Here is a 17,248-nt window from a genome sequence, read left to right as displayed (position 1 = left end):
CTGGACGCGGCGGGGACGCCCACCAGGCGTTGGGCAACCGATGGTTCCATGCCGTCGCATGACAGAGAAATTTTGATTTCATGCTCACGAAAAAGGGTAAGTACGGCCTCAAGGCGCTCGTCCACCTCGCGCGATTGCCGGCCGGACAGCTCGCCTTCGTCAACGACATCGCCATCGGCAACAACATCCCGAAGAAGTTTCTCGACGCCATCCTGGGCGAGCTGCGCAATGCCGGCTTCGTCCAGAGCCGCAAGGGCAAGGATGGCGGCTACCGCCTGGCGCGCCCCGCCGACGAGATCAAGGTCGGCCATGTCGTGCGCGTCCTCGATGGGCCGCTGGCGCCGATTCCTTGCGCCAGCCGCACCCAGTACCAGCGCTGTGAAGATTGCAACGAGGCGACATGCCAAGTCCGACATCTGATGCTCGAGGTCCGGCAGGCGATCGCCGAGGTGCTCGATCAGCGCAGCCTCGCCGAGATGCGCGACATCGCCCTCGACGACCTTCCGGTCGCGGGCGATATCGACCTGGCGGTCGACGTGAAGGTCCAGGCCTGACACTGGCGCCGCGCACATTGCGGGCAGGCTTATGACCGGGCGCGCCAACTCGATCATCATCGTCGGCGGCGGCGCCAGTGGCGTCGTGCTGGCCGCGCATCTGCTGAAATCGCCCAATCCCGACCTGCGCGTCACGCTGATCGAAAAGCGCCCGCATTTCGGCCAGGGCATCGCCTATTCGACGCTGCTGTCGGCGCATGTGCTCAATGTCAGTGCCGCCGGCATGAGCGCCTATGCCGACGATCCCGGCAATTTCTGGCGCTGGCTGCTGGAGCGCGGCCTGGCAAGTCAGGACCAGGCGCCGGTCTACGCGCCGCGCAGCATCTACGCCCGTTATCTCGGCGAGTTGCTCGACGAGCTGGAGGCGCGTGAAAAGCAGAGCGGCCGCCTGCGTCTGATCCACGAGGAAAGCCTGTCGATCACGCCCACCGCTTCCGGTGTCGAGGCCGCGCTGGCCAATGGCACCAGCGTCGTTGCGCATCTGGCCGTGCTGGCGACCGGCCATGACGAGGAGCCGGCGCAAGGCCATGCCATCAGGATGGGCTCGGAATCCGACACCGCGCTCCCCCCCGACAGGAGCGTCATGGTGCTGGGCACAGGCCTGAGCATGGTCGATGCCTTCCTGGCGCTGGAACAGCGTGGCCACCGCGGCGACATCATAGCCGTATCGCGGCGCGGCCTGCTGCCCTCGCCGCATCGCAAGGGCAATCCGATCAAGCTCGACGTCGCCGACATTCCGCTCGGCACCCAATTGTCCTATTTCGTCGGCTGGTTCCGCGACCTGATCAAGGAAAACCAGAAGGCCGGCATCGATTGGCGCGACGTCGTCGACGGCCTGCGGCCGTTCAACCAGAAGATCTGGCAGAACTGGCCGGCTTCCGCCAAGCGCCGCTTCGTCGAGCATACCAAGGCCTGGTGGGACATCCATCGCCATCGCATGGCGCCCGAGGTCTATGCGAGGGTGACGGAAGCCGTGCAATCCGGCCGCATCCGCCTGGTCGCCGGCCGCGTCGTGGACATCGCCAAGAATGGCGAATTCACCGTCCAGATCCAGTCGCGCCACACCCAGCGCCTCGAGACATTCGAGGTCGCCCGCATCTATGATTGCTCTGGTATCGTCAGGGACATCTCGACCTCGTCGAACAGCGTCGTGCGCTCGCTGGTCGATCGCGGCCTGGCGCGGCCGGATCCGCTGCGCATCGGCCTCGACGTGTCGGCCAATTGCGAGATCATCGCCGGCGACGGAACCGTTTCGGCCAAGATCCTCGCCGTCGGCCCGCTGACGCGCGGCACCTTCTTCGAGATCGACGCCATCCCGGACATCCGCGTGCAGTGTGCGAGGCTGAGCAAGCGGCTTTTGGGGTAGAGGCAGCGGTCCTATGGTTTCGTCATCCTAGGGCGAAGCAAGGAGCGAAGCGACGCGGCGAAGACCCTAGGATCCATGCCGCGACCTGCCCGCTTCGCAGCGGTGCGGAAGACTCCTGGGCGAGTTGGTGCGATAGTTCCGGATCGCTGCATTCCTCGGTCTCCGTCACGGCATGGATCCTCGGGTCAAGCCCGAGGATGACGAGGTTGAGGAGGAATTTCATTCCGCATCTGGCCGGTTGATTGGCACGATCTATCTTCTTTCCGACAGCAAAGGGCTGGAAAAGAGGATACGCTGCCGCTCTGCCTCGAGGCGGTCGCTTGGTCATGGAGCATCGATATGAGCGAGCACGAGATCGCCGCGGCCGACGCGTTGTCGCGCCTGCGTCCGCCCTATAAGTCGGTTCTCGACCTGATCGGCCAGACGCCGGTGGTCGAGCTGACCAAGTTCGACGCCGGCAAATGCCGGCTGTTCATCAAGCTCGAAAGCCAGAACCCCGGCGGCTCGATCAAGGACCGCATCGCATTGTCGATGATCGCCGCGGCGGAGAGAGAGGGAAAGCTCCGGCGCGGCGGCACCATCGTCGAGGCGACCGCCGGCAATACCGGCCTCGGCCTCGCCCAGGTCGGCATCCCCAAGGGCTACCGCATCGTGCTGGTGGTTCCCGACAAGATGTCGCGCGAGAAGATCCAGCATCTGCGCGCGCTCGGCGCCGAGGTGCGCATGACGCGCTCCGATGTCGGCAAGGGCCATGCGGAATATTACCAGGACATGGCCGAGAAGATCGCGGCGGAAACGCCCGGCGCCTTCTATGCCAACCAGTTCGCCAACCCTGCCAATCCGCTGGCGCATGAAACCACCACCGGTCCGGAAATCTTTTCGCAGCTCGACGGTGACGTCGACGCGGTGGTGGTCGGTGTCGGCTCGGGCGGCACGCTGACCGGGCTCGGCCGCTACTTCGCCAAGGTGTCGCCGAAGACAGAGATGGTGCTGGCCGATCCGGTCGGCTCTGTGCTGGCGCCGCTGATCAAGACCGGCAAGATGGAGGAGGCCGGCAGCTGGACCGTGGAAGGCATCGGCGAGGATTTCGTGCCGCCCAATGCCGATTTGTCGCTGGTCAAAAAGGCGTACTCCATTCCCGACAAGCAGAGCATGCTGGCAGTGCGCGACCTCCTGTCCAAGGAAGGCATCCTGGCCGGCTCGTCGTCGGGCACGCTGCTGTCGGCGGCCCTGCGCTATTGCCGCGAGCAGACCTCCGCGAAGCGTGTCGTCACCTTCGTCTGCGACAGCGGCAACAAATATCTGTCGAAAGTGTTCGACGATTTCTGGCTGGCCGAGCAGGGCCTTGCCGAGCACGAGCAGCATGGCGATCTGCGCGACCTGGTGATGCGCTCGCACCGCACCGGCGACACCGTCTATGTCGGTCCGGACGAAAGCCTGCTCAACGCCTATGGCCGCATGCGCCGCTCCGATGTTTCGCAGCTGCCGGTGCTCGACAATGGCACGCTCGTCGGCATCGTCGACGAAAGCGATATCCTGGCCAAGGTCGACGGCCCTTATGACGGCCGCTGGGAGCGTTTCAACGCCCCGGTGCGCACGGCCATGACCTCCAATTTGCACACGCTGCAGGCCAGCCAGACGCTGGATGCGCTGCTGCCGGTGTTCGACCGCAACGAGGTCGCCATCATCTTCGACGGCGACGAGTTCGTCGGCCTGATTACCCGCATCGACCTGATCAACCATCTGAGGCGCGCACGATGACTTCACCACCCGGCAAGAACCGCCTGGCCTTTTCGACGCGCACCATCCATGGCGGTCAGAGCCACGATCCGCTGACCGGCGCGGTGATGGTGCCGATCTACGCCACCTCGACCTTTGCCCAGCAGTCGCCCGGCGTGCACAAGGGCTTTGAGTATGCCCGCAGCCAGAACCCGACCCGCTTTGCCTTCGAGCGCGCCGTGGCCGACCTCGAAAGCGGCTCAGCCGCCTTCGCCTTCGCGTCCGGCCTGGCCTCGATCGCCACCGTGCTGGAGCTGCTCGATTCCGGCGCGCATATCGTCGCCACCGACGACATCTATGGCGGTTCCTTCCGCTTGATGGAGCGGGTGCGAAAACGCTCGGCCAATCTGCAGGTCAGCTTCGTCGACTTCACCGACCTCGCCGCTGTCGAAGCGGCAATCCGCCCGGAGACGAAATTGCTCTGGGTCGAGACGCCGACCAACCCGCTGCTGCGCATCGTCGACCTCGAAGGCGTCGCGGCCCTCGCCAGGCGCAAGGGGGTTCTCACGGTCGCCGACAACACGTTTTGCAGCCCCTATATTCAGCGGCCGCTGGAGCTCGGCATCGACATCGTCGTGCACTCGACGACCAAATATCTCAACGGCCATTCCGACATGGTCGGCGGCGTGGCTGTTGTCGGCGACAACAAGGACTTGGCCGCCCAGCTGAAATTCCTGCAGAACGCCGTCGGCGCCATTTCAGGCCCGTTCGACAGCTTTCTGGCGCTGCGCGGCCTGAAGACCCTGGCGCTCAGGATGGAGCGTCATTCGTCGAATGGCCTCAAGATCGCGCAGTGGCTGGAAGCGCGCCCCGACGTCCGCCGCGTCATCTATCCCGGCCTCGCCAGCCATCCGCAGCATGAGATCGCGATCAGGCAGATGCACGCCTTCGGCGGCATGATATCAGCCGTGCTGGATCGCGACCTTGCCGGCACCAAAAAGTTCCTTGAGCGCACGCAGCTGTTCACGCTCGCCGAAAGCCTCGGCGGTGTGGAGAGCCTGATCGAGCACCCGGCATTGATGACGCATGGGTCCATCCCGGCCGAGAAGCGCGACGAGATCGGCATATCGGATTCACTGGTAAGGTTGTCGGCAGGGATCGAGGATGGCGATGATCTGATCGCGGATCTGGAGCAGGCGCTGGGGGGTTGAGCGGCAAACCTTTGCAACGTTGGCTATTCGGCAGATTCGCGACGAGGAAAACGCGGCGGCGCAGAACCTTGTTCTGTAGCGATCCTTCACACCCCCCTCTGTCCTACCGGACATCTCCCCCGCAAGGGGGGAGATAGGCTTTCATCGTGGCTTTCGCCAATCTCCACCGTTGCAGGAGCGAGCGGAGCGCTGAAGCTGCCAATCTCCCTCCTTGCGGGGGAGATGGCCGGCAGGCCAGAGGGGGGTGCTGGCCCGCTGACATTTGACAGACCTCTTCGCAGCAGCGACGGTCAACGGCAAACCGCGCTTCGAACATCGCTCGCCAATTGCCGTTGACCCCGACCCGCATCTGCCCGAAGTGTAGCGCCCCATGGCCACGCGCGAACCACCCACGCAAACACCCCTCACCTTCGCGGTGCTGGTCTTCCCCGGGTGGCTTCGCCTCGATGTCGAGCTTTGCCCGGGCTTTTCGCGAGGAGCATGGCCATCCGCCGAAGCTGGCGAGGAGGCATTAGTTTGCGCTCGCTGACGCGATGAGATGTTGGCGGGACAGCACCCCCCTCTGTCCTACCGGACATCTCCCCCGCAAGGGGGGAGATCGGATGTCACCTCGACCTTCGCCAATCTCCAGTGTTGCAGGATGAGCGCCTGCGATCGAAGCTGCCAATCTCCCCACTTGAGGGGGAGATGGCCGGCAGGCCAGAGGGGGTGCTGTCCCTCCAGCGTTCCGCAATGGGTCCCAGCGGCATCCCGCACAACACCTGCGGTTTTCCGCACAATCCATCCGCCCCTCTTGCGCCATGCTCCGACCTCGCAACCCAGCCAAGGCCGTACCCCATGAGCATCGTCGTATTCGATCCCGACAGCACCGAGGACGTGGACTTCAAGGACCGCATGCGCCATCCCGCCGCGGCCGATCCGGCCGGCGGCATGTGGCTGTCGGACACCGAGCCGTCCTTCATCGACGCCGACGCCTTGCGCAAAGGCCGGCTGGCAAAACTGCGCGGCTGGATGCGCGAGGCCGGTTATGGCGGCGTGGTGCTGTTCGACCCCTACAACCAGCGCTACGCCACCGGCTCGCGCAACATGTTCGGCTATTTCCTGCGCAACTCGACCCGCTATTTCTTCATCCCGACCGAAGGGCCGATCGTGCTGTTCGAATACCCGCAGAGCTACCATGTCTCCATGGTGCTCGACACGATCGACGAGGCGCGGCCGTCCAAGCTGGTCTGGTCGTCGGTTTCCGGCCGCGACGACGAGACCGCCGGTCCCTTCGCCGACGAAATCGCCGAACTGTTGAAGCAGCATGGCGGCGGCTCGATGAAGCTCGGTCTCGACCGCTGCAGCCATCTGCAGGCGCTGGCCTTGGAAAAGCGCGGCTGCGACGTCCGTGATTGCCAGGGCGAAATCCTCGCGGTGCGCGCCGTCAAGACGCCGGAGGAAGTGAAGTGCCTGCAGGTGTCGATGGCCGGCGCCGAGGCCGCCGTCTACGCCGTGCGCGAGGCGATCAAGCCCGGCGTCTCCGAAAACGACCTGTTCGCCATCATGTATGGCGAGGTCATCCGCCAGGGCGGCGAGTTCATCGAGACCCGGCTGCTGACCTCAGGCCAGCGCACCAATCCGTGGTTCAACGAGGCCAGCGGCCGCAAGATCCGGCCTGGCGAACTGCTGGCGCTCGATACCGACACGATCGGCTGCTACGGCTATTATTCCGATTTCTCGCGCACCTTCCGCTGCGGGCCGGGCAAGCCGACCCCCTACCAGAAGTCGCTCTACCGCATGGCGCACGACCAGGTTCAGCACAACATCTCGATCGTCAAACCCGGCATGGCCTTCCGCGAGATCGCCGAAAAGGCCTGGAAGATCCCGGACCGTTTCGTCGACCAGCGCTACACCTCGGTCATGCACGGCGTCGGCATGCATGGCGAGACGCCGTTCATCGCGCATGCCATGGACTACGAAACCTATGGCCGCGACGGCCATATCGTGCCAGGCATGGTGGTGAGCGTCGAAAGCTATATCGGCGAGAAGGGCGGCCGCGAGGGCGTCAAGCTGGAGGACGAGATCCTGATCACCGACACCGGCACCGAACTCTTGTCGCGCTTTCCCTATGAGGACGAGTTTCTGGAGAAACAGGTTTGAGAGCGGCTGCTTATCTCAGCGAAGTATCGCGAACCTTCCCGGCTGGCGCAGCCTCCCATCACTTCGTCATCCTAGGGCGGAGCAAGGAGCGTAGCGACGTGGCGCAGACCCTAGGATCCATGCCGCGACTCCGACGCATCGCGACAGTGCGGAATCTGCTCCGTTGCACTCTTCGGCCAACCTCACGGCATGGATCCTCGGGTCTTCGCGTCCGCTTCGCTCCCGCTCCGCCCGTGGATGACGAAGTCGGGGGCGCTTCGGCCAATCACCACGGTTTGCGACAGCTCGATAAAGGAACGGCGTTGGCTTTTGACGAAGCGAGGCCGTCCGACGATGACGGGAAACCATGAAAACCCCCATCGCCATCAAGCGCGGCACGGTGGCCGCGATCTTCATCGACCTGCAGGAAGAGCACCGGCAGGACAAGCGCTATCTTGTCGAGGGCTTCAGCAACATCCTCGCCAACGTCCAGCGCCTGCAGGCGGCGGCGCGGCAAAACGATGTGCCGCTCTATCACTGGGCCTACATCGTCGACCTCGACAGCCAGGACCGGCCGTTCCATCCGGTCGGTGAGGACGGCAAGTCGGCCTTCTCCGACAAGAGCGATCGGCTGACCGAGATCTGCCATGAGGTGGCACCGATCAAGGGCGAGGCCCTGCTGATCAAAGCCGAGGCCAGCGCCTTCCGCACCGGGCCGGCGGCGCGCGACATCAAGTCGGCCGGCATCGAATGGCTGGTCGTATCAGGCGTCTGGACCGAGGCCTGCATCGACGCGTCGGTGAAGGATGCGGTGGCCAAGGGCTTTCGCGTGCTGCTGGTCAAGGATGCCTGCGGCAGCGGCAGTGCGGCCATGCACCAGACCGGCATCCTCAACCTCGCCAACCGGCTCTATGGCGGTGCCGTCACCGACACCGACGGCGCCTGCCGGCTGCTGGCCGGCGAGACCGTCACCGCCTGGCAGGTCGAAGGCTCGGTGCCGCTGCGCTTCACCTTCGACAACGCGGCCCAACTTTACGCCGACCTATGACTGCCGAACGCATGACTCGCGGCAAATACGAACTTCGGCTCGACCCAGATCTCTGGGCCTATATCGACGCGGTCAACGCCTGGTATCCGCCCGAGATCATCGGACTGCCGATCGACAAGCAGCGCGCCGTCTACGACCGGATGAGCCGCGCCTTCCATCAGGGCCGACCGCCCGGCGTCACGGCCAGCGACAGCCTGATCGCCGCCGCCGGCCGCGACATCCCGGTCCGCCGCTATCAGCTCGGCGGCACGGCCGCGAAGGCGCTGGTGGTCTACTATCACGGCGGCGGCTTCATCCTCGGCGGGCTCGAAAGCCATGACGACATCTGCGCCGAGATCTGCGCCGGCACCGGTTTCGACGTGCTGTCGGTCGACTACCGGCTGGCGCCGGAGCATGTGCACCCCGCCGCCTTCGACGATGCCGTCACCGCCTTCGAATGGGTGGCGGCCGCCACCGATCTGCCGCTTGTGCTGTGCGGCGAAAGCGCGGGCGGCAATCTCGCGGCAGCGGTCGCGCAGGCGACGCGCCGGCACGCCCGCGCCGCGATCGGCCAGGTGCTGATCTATCCCGAACTCGGCGGCGACGAGAGCACCGGCTCCTATGTCGAGCACGCCGATGCGCCGCTGCTGTCACTGCACGACGTCGCCTTCTATCGCGACGTCCGCTCCGCCAAGCGGCAATCACTGGACGATCCGACCTTCCAACCTTTGCGCGACACCGATTTCTCCGGCCTGCCGCCAACGGTGATCGTCACCGCCGAATGCGACCCGCTGTCCTCGGATGGCGAGGCCTATCGCGACCGCATCCTGGCCGCTGGCGGCAAGGCCTGGTGGCACGAGGAGCCGAAGCTGGTGCACAGCTTCCTGCGCGCCCGCACCACGGCGCCGGCGGCGGCGGAGGCGTTCGCGCGGTTCGTGGCGGCGGTCGCAGCGATGGGTAAGGGTGAGTGGTCGTATTGACCTTGAGAGGTCGGCGGGACAGCACCCCCCTCTGTCCTGCCGGACATCTCCCCCGCAAGGGGGGAGATCGGATGTCGCCTCGACCTTCGCTAATCTTCAACGTCTCTAAGCTGGCGGAACGCATGAACTGCCAATCTCCCCCCTTGCGGGGGAGATGTCCGGCAGGACAGAGGGGGGTGTGAAGGAACTCAACGGCTAGCCAATGCTGGGGCAGGACGCCACGAACCGGCTCCAACGCATTGCGGAGCACCGCACAATCACTGCGGAAAACCGAACACTCCCCAGCGTCACCCGGCTCTATCATTCCTTCAGGCAATGGCGTCCTGGCGATCGCATCCGCCCCCGAATCCGTCGATCGGCCGGGGCGCCCAACAACAGGGGAACGACGATGAAATTCATGCTGACCGACCGCAAATTGCACCCGCAAGCCAAACCCGTCGCCGACGATTTCAGGACGGGCGGCATCAACCGCCGCGAATATCTGGCCCTGATGGCCGGTCTCGGCGTCAGCGCCGCCGGCGCCCTGGCGCTGGGCGGTCTCGCCCCCACCCCTGCCCGCGCGGCCGAGCCCAAGAAGGGCGGCGTCTTGCGCGTCGCCATGAACGTCAAGGGCTTCAAGGACCCGCGCACCTTCGATGGTGTCGAGATGTCCAACGTCGCCCGCCACTGCAACGAATATCTGGTGCGCTGGAACACCGACTTCTCCTTCGAGCCCTGGCTGCTCGAAAGCTGGGAGGCGAGCGACGACGCCAAGACGCTGACGCTGCATGTGCGCAAGGGCATCTCCTGGTCGAACGGCGATGCCTTCAACGCCGACGATGTCATCCACAACCTCACCCGCTGGTGCGATGCCTCGGTGGCAGGCAATTCGGTCGCCGCGCGCATGGGCGCGCTGGTCAATGCCGACACCAAGAAGGTCGTCGATGGCGGCATCGCCAAGGTCGACGACTTCACCATCAAGCTGAACCTGCCGAAGCCCGACATTTCGCTGATCGCCGGCATGGCCGACTATCCGGCGCTGATCATGCACCGCTCCTATGAGGGTGACGGCGATCCGATGAAGGCGCTTGCAATCACCACCGGCCCCTGCGAGCTGGTCAGCTGGGATGCCGAGACGGGTGCGGAGGTGAAGCGCAAGGACAAGCCGTGGTGGAAGGGCGAGTTCCACCTCGACGGCATCAAATGGGTCGATTACGGCTCCGACCCCAACGCCATGCTGTCGGCCTTCGAATCCGGCGAGATCGACACCGACCACGAAACCGCCTCCGATGCCGTCTCGCAGACCGAGCAGATGGGGCTGATGAATTCCGAGATCGCCACCGGCTCCACCATCGTCGCCCGCTTCAATGTCGGCAACGCGCCCTATGACGACGTCAAGGTGCGCCGCGCCGCCCAGCTCGCCGTCGACAATTCCGCCGTGCTGGCGCTCGGCCTCGGCGGCCGCGGCAAGCCCGCCGACAACCATCATGTCGGCCCCATGCACCCCGAATATGCCGATATCGGCCCGGCCAAGCGCGACGTCGACCAGTCGAAGAAGCTGCTCACCGAAGCCGGCAAGACCGACCATGAGTTCGAGCTCATCTCCGTCGATGTCGAATGGCAAAAGAGCACCGGCGACGCCATCGGCGCGCAGATGCGCGAGGCCGGTCTCAAGATCAAGCGCACCGTGCTGCCGGCCGCCACCTTCTGGAACGACTGGAGCAAATACCCCTTCTCCTGCACCGAATGGCTCGGCCGCCCGCTCGGCGTCCAGGTGCTGGCGCTGGCGTATAAATCGGGCGCCGCCTGGAACGAAAGCGCCTACGCCAACAAGGAGTTCGACGAGCTGCTCGACAAGGCGCTGGCAACCCCGGACGCCAAGGCGCGCAAGGAGATCATGGCCAAGATCGAGCAGAATCTGCGCGACTCAGGCATCATCATCCAACCCTACTGGCGCTCGGTCTACCGGACGTACCGCAAGGGTGTCGAAGGCTGCGAACAGCACCAGGCGCTGGAGCAGCACTTCGAGAAGGTGTGGTTGGAGGGGTGAGAGGCGCTCCGCGTTAGCGGACGGAAAGCCAATTGCTTGGCTTTCCGAGCCTCGAACGCCCTGAGCCAGCGAAGGGCCGGGCGACGGTGAAGCGCGTTACTTCCCTTCTCCCCCTTGTGGGAGAAGGTGGCCTCGCGAAGCGAGGTCGGATGAGGGGTGTTCCAGCTTGGCGCTTCGTCGACAGTCACCGAGGTAGGAAACACCACCGCCTCACTCCGCTGGAACACCCCTCATCCGTCTCGGCGCTGCGCGCCGATCCACCTTCTCCCACAAGGGGAGAAGGCCAGCAGCGTCGGCGCCGCCCTCATTGCCCTGCCGGGCATTTCTCCCCGTATGGTGACTGTATGATGACGGGGAGAAAGTAGCCGGCCGCATCGCTGGCGTTTCGCTTTGCAACGCTGGCGATTGGCGAAAGCGGCGATGACAGCGTCCTTCTCCCCGTTTCACGGGGAGAAGATGGCGGCAGCCTGATGAGGGGCGGCGCCAACATTGGCCTTCCGTTCTCCCACGGCGGAGAAGGCAAGGCTCGGCGATCCGCTCACCGCTCGCCCTTCACCAAAGTCCAGATCCAGCCGACGAAGGTCAGCACCAGGAACGGATAGCCGGCGGTGAGCCGCATCTACAGCGCGCAGGGCTGCGCAAGCGTCGGGGAGTCGAGAGGTCGCCTCACGCCCAGGCGATCGGGCCCAAGCCATACCGCGCCGCTCGGGTGTTGGGAAATGGCCGGCGCGAATGCCGGTGAGGCAGTTGCCTGAGCCCGCGCCGGCCACTGGCGAACTGATTAAGGTCCGCCGCCCGAGTTTTCTACCGCTCCGAATCCGCGCGATCAACCAACTCAGGGTTGGTGTGGATACGCATCGACGCTACCCGTCGCGTCATTTCCCGGTGCGGCATTTTTGGTGGCGGTCCTGGCGTCGACAATCGCCCGCTCGGGCATGCATGAAGGGACAGCGCCTGAAAGCCCGCCCCGCCGAGGCGGGCTTGGTCTCGCGCGATGTCAATGCGCGGGCGGAGCGCGTCCGGGCCCGCTCACCGCTCAGTCTTCACCAAAGTCCAGATCCATCCGGCGAAGGTCATCACCAGGAACGGATAGCCGGCGGCGGGCAGCGGCGACGAGGTCGGCAGCAAGGGCGCGCCCCAGATGATCATGCAAGCCGAGACGACAAACAGCACCGCGGCAACCAGCGCGGTCAGCCGCATCCACACGGCGAAGGTTTTCGGTGCGCTGACCATGACCAGTGCCGCCGCCCAAAGCGAGATGCCGCCGACATAGGAGGGAACGCTGGCCTCCAGCCCCGCCGCATTGCCGGCGAGCAGCAGGCTCTCGCCGGCGAGGAAGGTCAGGAACCCGGCGGCAACGCAATCATTGCCCAGCCGCTGATATTTCATCGTCAGCAGCGCCGTCGCCACCACCAGTGCCACGCCATCGATCGTCCACAGCGTTTCGCGCAGCGGAGCGCTGGCCACGAAGGTGCCGGCGAGGCCAAAAGCGCCGCCGATGGCGAGGCCAATCGCGGCGACGATGTCCGAAGTGGAACGCATTTGATGCCTCCCCAAGCCATCCGCAGGATACTCCCCGGCGGGGCGTTCTTAAAGCCCGGAGGGAAGCGCGAAGCGGAAAACGGGGAGGTGTCCAGAAGCCCTCGGGCGATCCGGCCTTGTCACGCCCTCGCCAGCGACCGGAGAGTGGCCGACGCGAATGCCGGTGAGGCAGTTGCCTGAGCCCGCGTCGGCCACTGGCGAACCGAGGTCCGCCGCCCGATTTTTCTAGCCCGCCATCGCGGCACGAGCAACTGAGCCAAGGCCGTCGGTACGGATTCGTACCAACCTTCGGCGTCACTTTTCTTGCGGGATCTGGGCGTCATCCGCCCGTCTGGCGCGCCGGTCACGGACGCCCGGCATCATCTGAACGGCTGTGTCAAATACGTCAGGGTGGGGTGTTCTTAAAGGGTGGCCGGTGACCAGATCTTTTTGAAGACGGTGAAGGACATCACCGTGGGATGCCCGTTCATTTCATAATGTGCATGGAACGGGCAATGAACTAACAGAGCCGCTGCGGGTTCATTTCACCAGTTCGCCACGGAATCGTTTCTAGAAATTGCGGTCTGGCAGATTTCATCCCGGCTGGTGGAGCAGGGGCGCTGCCGGCTACGGGCATCGTGTCTACAGTTTCCATCCGCAAGAAGCCGTCATTGGACACGTAAATGCAAAAAGACTTTGAACCCGCTAGGTTATGGAATGCTAGTCCTCGGAAGATCCGTTTAAAGGCGTGGCAAGCGAGCCGGACGGCGGGATACCAAGATTCTTGATACCCGGACGGAGACTAATCTCCACCGCACACCTTCAGCGCCGCGCTGCGTGCGGACGCCTGGCCGGCTTCTCAATCCCCCATCTTCAGCGCCTGGATAAACGCCTCCTGCGGGATATCGACCTTGCCGAACTGCCGCATCCGCTTCTTGCCTTCTTTCTGCTTGTCCAGCAGCTTGCGTTTGCGCGAGACGTCGCCGCCGTAGCATTTGGCGGTGACATCCTTGCGCAGCGCCGAGATGGTTTCGCGGGCGATGACCTTGCCGCCGATCGCGGCCTGGATCGGGATCTTGAACAGATGGTTCGGGATCAGCTCCTTCAGCTTCTCGCACATCTGCCTGCCGCGCTTTTCCGCCGCCGTGCGGTGCACCAGCATGGAAAGAGCGTCCACCGGCTCCTCATTGACCAGGATCGACATCTTGACGAGGTCGCCTTCCTTGTAGTCGGTGAGGTGATAGTCGAAGGAGGCGTAACCCTTGGAGATCGACTTCAGCCGGTCGTAGAAATCGAAGACGACCTCGTTGAGCGGCAGATCGTAGATCAGCATGGCGCGCTTGCCGACATAGGACAGGTCGGCCTGAATGCCGCGCCGGTCCTGGCAGAGTTTCAGGATACCGCCGAGATAGTCGTCGGGCGTCAGGATGGTGGCGCGGATCCACGGCTCCTCGATGGCCGAGATCTTCACCACGTCGGGCATGTCGGCCGGGTTGTGCAGCTCCTTCATCGAGCCGTCGGTCAGAGCCAGCCGGTAGACGACGCTGGGCGCCGTGGCGATCAGGTCGAGGTTGAACTCGCGCTCCAGCCGCTCCTGGATGATTTCGAGATGTAAAAGGCCCAGGAAGCCGCAGCGATAGCCGAAGCCGAGCGCGGCACTGGTTTCCATTTCATAGGAGAAACTGGCGTCGTTGAGGCGCAGCTTGCCGACGGCGGCGCGCAGATCCTCGAAATCGGCGGCGTCGACCGGGAACAGGCCGCAGAACACCACTGGCTGCGCCGGCTTGAAGCCGGGCAGCGCCTTGGCGGTGGAACGCTTGTCCTCGGTGATGGTGTCGCCGACGCGGGTGTCGGCCACTTCCTTGATCGAGCCGGTGAAGAAGCCGAACTCGCCGGGGCCGAGCTCGTCGACATTGATGCGGGCCGGCGTGAACACGCCCGTGCGTTCGACCAGGTGCTTGGCGCCGGTGCCCATCATGCGGATGGTCTGGCCCTTCTTCAAAACGCCGTCGATGACGCGCACCAAGACGATGACGCCGAGATAGGCGTCGTACCAGCTGTCGACCAGCATCGCCTTCAGCGGCGCCGAAGCATCACCCTCGCGCGGCGGCGGCAATTGATGGACGATTGCCTCCAGCACATCGGGAATGCCAAGCCCGGTCTTGGCCGAGATCAGCACGGCGTTGGAGGCGTCGATGCCGATCACCTCCTCGACCTGCTCGCGGATGCGCTCGGGCTCGGCGGCCGGCAGGTCGACCTTGTTCAGCACCACGACGATCTCGTGATTGTTGTCGATCGCCTGGTAGACATTGGCCAGCGTCTGCGCCTCGACGCCCTGGCTGGCGTCGACGACCAGCAGCGAGCCCTCGCAGGCGGCGAGCGAACGCGACACTTCATAGGCGAAGTCGACATGGCCGGGCGTGTCGATCAAATTGAGGATATAGTCCTCGCCATTGTTGGCGCGGTATTTCAGCCGCACCGTCTGCGCCTTGATGGTGATGCCGCGCTCGCGCTCGATGTCCATCGAGTCCAGCACCTGCTCCTTCATGTCGCGCAGCTCCAGCCCGCCGGTCAGCTGGATCAGCCGGTCGGCAAGCGTGGATTTGCCATGGTCGATATGGGCGACGATGGAGAAATTGCGGATGTGGTCGAGGGGCGTGCTCATGGCGCGCGTTTAGCAGGGGCGGGTTGTATCGGCAAGCGGCACGGCCACTGCCGGGCAAGCGGCACAGCCACTGCCGGGGCGAGCGGTGCGGCCCCGTTGCGGAGCAAGCGGTACGGCCACTTGTCGCTTATTACGCGCTTTTCGCGAAAATCGATAAATTAACCAAGTCCGTTAGAGCATAATTGGGGACTGCGATGTTAGCCGGTAGCGATATTCTGACATAAGGATCAAGGCATGCGGGGGCTTGCAGGCAGGTTTATCGAGTCGCGGAGCGGCGCGTTCGCACCGATACTCGTTCTCATCATGGTTCCGCTGATCACCGCGGTCGGCTTTTCGGTCGACTACACCTCGGCGGTCCAGACCAGGTCGACCGAGCAGGCGGCACTCGATGCCGCGATCCTGTCGATCACCACGATGGATACCGCCTCGACGAAGGCGCAGCGCCAGGTGGCGATGCAGGCCTCCTACTTGGCCAATGGCGGACAGGGCACCGCGACGCTGAACACCTTCGACGTCAGCGCCAACGGCACCGCCACCGCGCAGGCCTCGGCAAGCTACGCCATGCCGACCGTGTTCATGCAGATCGCCCGGATCACCACGGTGCCGGTTGGCGTCTCATCGGCGGTGAGCAAGACGCCCGCACTGGTGGAAGCCACATTCAACGTCGATCATGTTTCAGGCTACTGGAACAAGACCATGACCTTGTACGGCCTTCCCTACGGTTGGACCTCCACGACCACACCGACGGCCATGATGAAGGCCAACTATAACTACAAAGCGTATAGTTATTCCTATACGAGCGGGGGTAAGACCTATACCGCGGCCGAGCCGAAAGGCTACGGCACGACAACTATTTCCACGGGACCAACCGATACGCTGGTTCAGACCCAAGTGTGCACGACAGTAGGATCAACGACCGATTTCACTCCCACCGCGGGAGTTTACAGAAGCACCGCAGTGGCAAGAAGCGGAAAGACGAACGGCTCCACCGTCTATTTCAAGACGACGTGCGCGACCACGAATTCCGCCGGAAACAGCAGTGGCGCAACGGTCAACGTGAGCACGATGGACAAGCTCTATCTGCAGATGGATGTGCCGTCCGGACCGGTCAACCCGCTCAGGTCGAACAATACAGACACGTCGAACCGGCTCTACCTCGGCGCCGGGTACAGCACCGCGGCACAAAAGGCACTGGACCCTTCCAAATACCTCCCCGTCGAGGTTGCCAGCAACACGGACGTCGACATCTTCAAAGTGGTGCCTTGCAGCCAGACCAGCGACCAGGCATGGGAAGACGGCGGCAACAATCCTCCACTGCCAGATGTCACGAACGCCGACTTCTTCTACAGCGTGACCGGCAAGTGCGACTTCAACAAGCGGCCCTCCAACACGGTGCTGACACAGTAGACGTCGGGCTTCTTCCCTTCTCCGCTTGTGGGAGAAGGTGGATTGGCGCGCAGCGCCAAGACGGAAGGGGTGCTGGACGGAATACAACGGCCGGTTAATCTGGCCCCATGCCGCATCAACCTGTCCCGCCAACCAAACGAAGCTTCGCCCGTTCGCTCCGGCGCGAAATGACGGAGGCCGAAGACAGGCTGTGGCATGAACTGCGCGATCGGAGGCTCGACCGGACAAAATTTCGACGCCAGGTTCCCATTGGAAAATACATCGCCGATTTCGCTTGCTTCGAAGCTGGCCTGATCATCGAGATCGATGGCAGCCAGCACGCGGAGTCTGATTCTGACCGGATCCGCAAGGCTGACCTGGAGGCGAGAGGCTTTCGCATTCTGCGCTTCTGGAACGATGACGTTCTGAGAGACTTGAACGCGGTCTGCGATACCATCATCGCCTATGTACGGGATACGAGTCTCCAGCCGTGGCGATAGGGGCTCCGACTTCCCTTCTCCCCTTGTGGGCTAGCGTGCGCACACATTTGCTTCGTGCTGTGGTCAAGCGTGAAGAAGCGAGGCCGGAAAATGGCTTGATGCGGTTGAATCGTATGTGATTCTGTAGCTGCCATTGTTGATTCTGGAGGTTTCGACGATGGCTTCGTTG

At 64.0% G+C, this 17,248-nt stretch carries 12 protein-coding genes; 10 read left to right on the top strand and 2 right to left on the bottom strand.

Translation table 11 applies throughout. From position 1 onward, the window contains the following. Window positions 1–80 precede the first annotated feature (80 nt). The 8 genes from NKH03_RS16980 (at window position 81) to NKH03_RS16945 (ending at window position 11,007) form a co-directional block, all read left to right on the top strand. Window positions 81–554, top strand: coding sequence for an RrF2 family transcriptional regulator (locus tag NKH03_RS16980; RefSeq protein ID WP_352873518.1), 474 nt, complete (start codon window positions 81–83; stop codon window positions 552–554). Between the two features lie 31 nt (window positions 555–585). Further along, the gene (locus NKH03_RS16975) at window positions 586–1,920 is read left to right on the top strand and encodes an FAD/NAD(P)-binding protein (protein WP_352969383.1); all 1,335 of its coding nucleotides are present in this window, start codon (window positions 586–588) and stop codon (window positions 1,918–1,920) included. Between the two features lie 339 nt (window positions 1,921–2,259). Beyond that, window positions 2,260–3,681 (top strand): pyridoxal-phosphate dependent enzyme, encoded by a 1,422-nt coding sequence (locus NKH03_RS16970; RefSeq protein ID WP_352969381.1) that lies wholly within the window; start codon window positions 2,260–2,262, stop codon window positions 3,679–3,681. Next, on the top strand, window positions 3,678–4,850 hold the full coding sequence (locus tag NKH03_RS16965) for a trans-sulfuration enzyme family protein (protein WP_352969379.1): 1,173 nt from the start codon (window positions 3,678–3,680) through the stop codon (window positions 4,848–4,850). Before NKH03_RS16970 ends, NKH03_RS16965 begins: the two co-directional genes overlap by 4 nt. Before the next feature lie 837 nt (window positions 4,851–5,687). After that, window positions 5,688–6,992: a M24 family metallopeptidase gene (locus NKH03_RS16960; protein ID WP_352969377.1), complete on the top strand. Its 1,305-nt coding sequence runs from the start codon at window positions 5,688–5,690 to the stop codon at window positions 6,990–6,992. 346 nt (window positions 6,993–7,338) lie between these two features. Then, window positions 7,339–8,019 carry an isochorismatase family protein gene (locus NKH03_RS16955; protein ID WP_352969375.1) on the top strand — a complete coding sequence of 227 codons (681 nt, stop codon included), beginning with the start codon at window positions 7,339–7,341 and terminating at the stop codon, window positions 8,017–8,019. An 11-nt stretch (window positions 8,020–8,030) separates the two neighbouring features. Beyond that, window positions 8,031–8,978, top strand: coding sequence for an alpha/beta hydrolase (locus tag NKH03_RS16950; RefSeq protein WP_352969373.1), 948 nt, complete (start codon window positions 8,031–8,033; stop codon window positions 8,976–8,978). Window positions 8,979–9,366: 388 nt separating this feature from the next. After that, window positions 9,367–11,007, top strand: coding sequence for an ABC transporter substrate-binding protein (locus tag NKH03_RS16945; RefSeq protein WP_352969371.1), 1,641 nt, complete (start codon window positions 9,367–9,369; stop codon window positions 11,005–11,007). A 1,029-nt stretch (window positions 11,008–12,036) separates the two neighbouring features. Here the strand turns inward: NKH03_RS16945 and NKH03_RS16940 are convergent. Both NKH03_RS16940 and lepA read right to left on the bottom strand, forming a co-directional pair. After that, complete coding sequence (locus NKH03_RS16940; RefSeq protein WP_352969369.1) at window positions 12,037–12,549, bottom strand: hypothetical protein; 513 nt, start codon at window positions 12,547–12,549, stop codon at window positions 12,037–12,039. Between the two features lie 838 nt (window positions 12,550–13,387). Beyond that, the gene (gene lepA, locus NKH03_RS16935) at window positions 13,388–15,193 is read right to left on the bottom strand and encodes a translation elongation factor 4 (protein WP_352969367.1); all 1,806 of its coding nucleotides are present in this window, start codon (window positions 15,191–15,193) and stop codon (window positions 13,388–13,390) included. Between the two features lie 234 nt (window positions 15,194–15,427). On the opposite strand from lepA, the gene NKH03_RS16930 reads away from it, so the two are divergent. Both NKH03_RS16930 and NKH03_RS16925 read left to right on the top strand, forming a co-directional pair. Beyond that, window positions 15,428–16,600, top strand: a complete 1,173-nt coding sequence (locus NKH03_RS16930; RefSeq protein ID WP_352969365.1) for a TadE/TadG family type IV pilus assembly protein — start codon at window positions 15,428–15,430, stop codon at window positions 16,598–16,600. A 107-nt stretch (window positions 16,601–16,707) separates the two neighbouring features. Further along, window positions 16,708–17,079: an endonuclease domain-containing protein gene (locus tag NKH03_RS16925; protein ID WP_352969363.1), complete on the top strand. Its 372-nt coding sequence runs from the start codon at window positions 16,708–16,710 to the stop codon at window positions 17,077–17,079. The last annotated feature ends 169 nt before the right edge of the window (window positions 17,080–17,248 follow it).

This window comes from Mesorhizobium sp. M1406 (assembly GCF_040317555.1).
Classification (GTDB): Bacteria; Pseudomonadota; Alphaproteobacteria; order Rhizobiales; family Rhizobiaceae; genus Mesorhizobium.
Note: the sequence above shows the minus strand (reverse complement) of the source record. Positions and strands in the feature narration are given on the sequence as shown.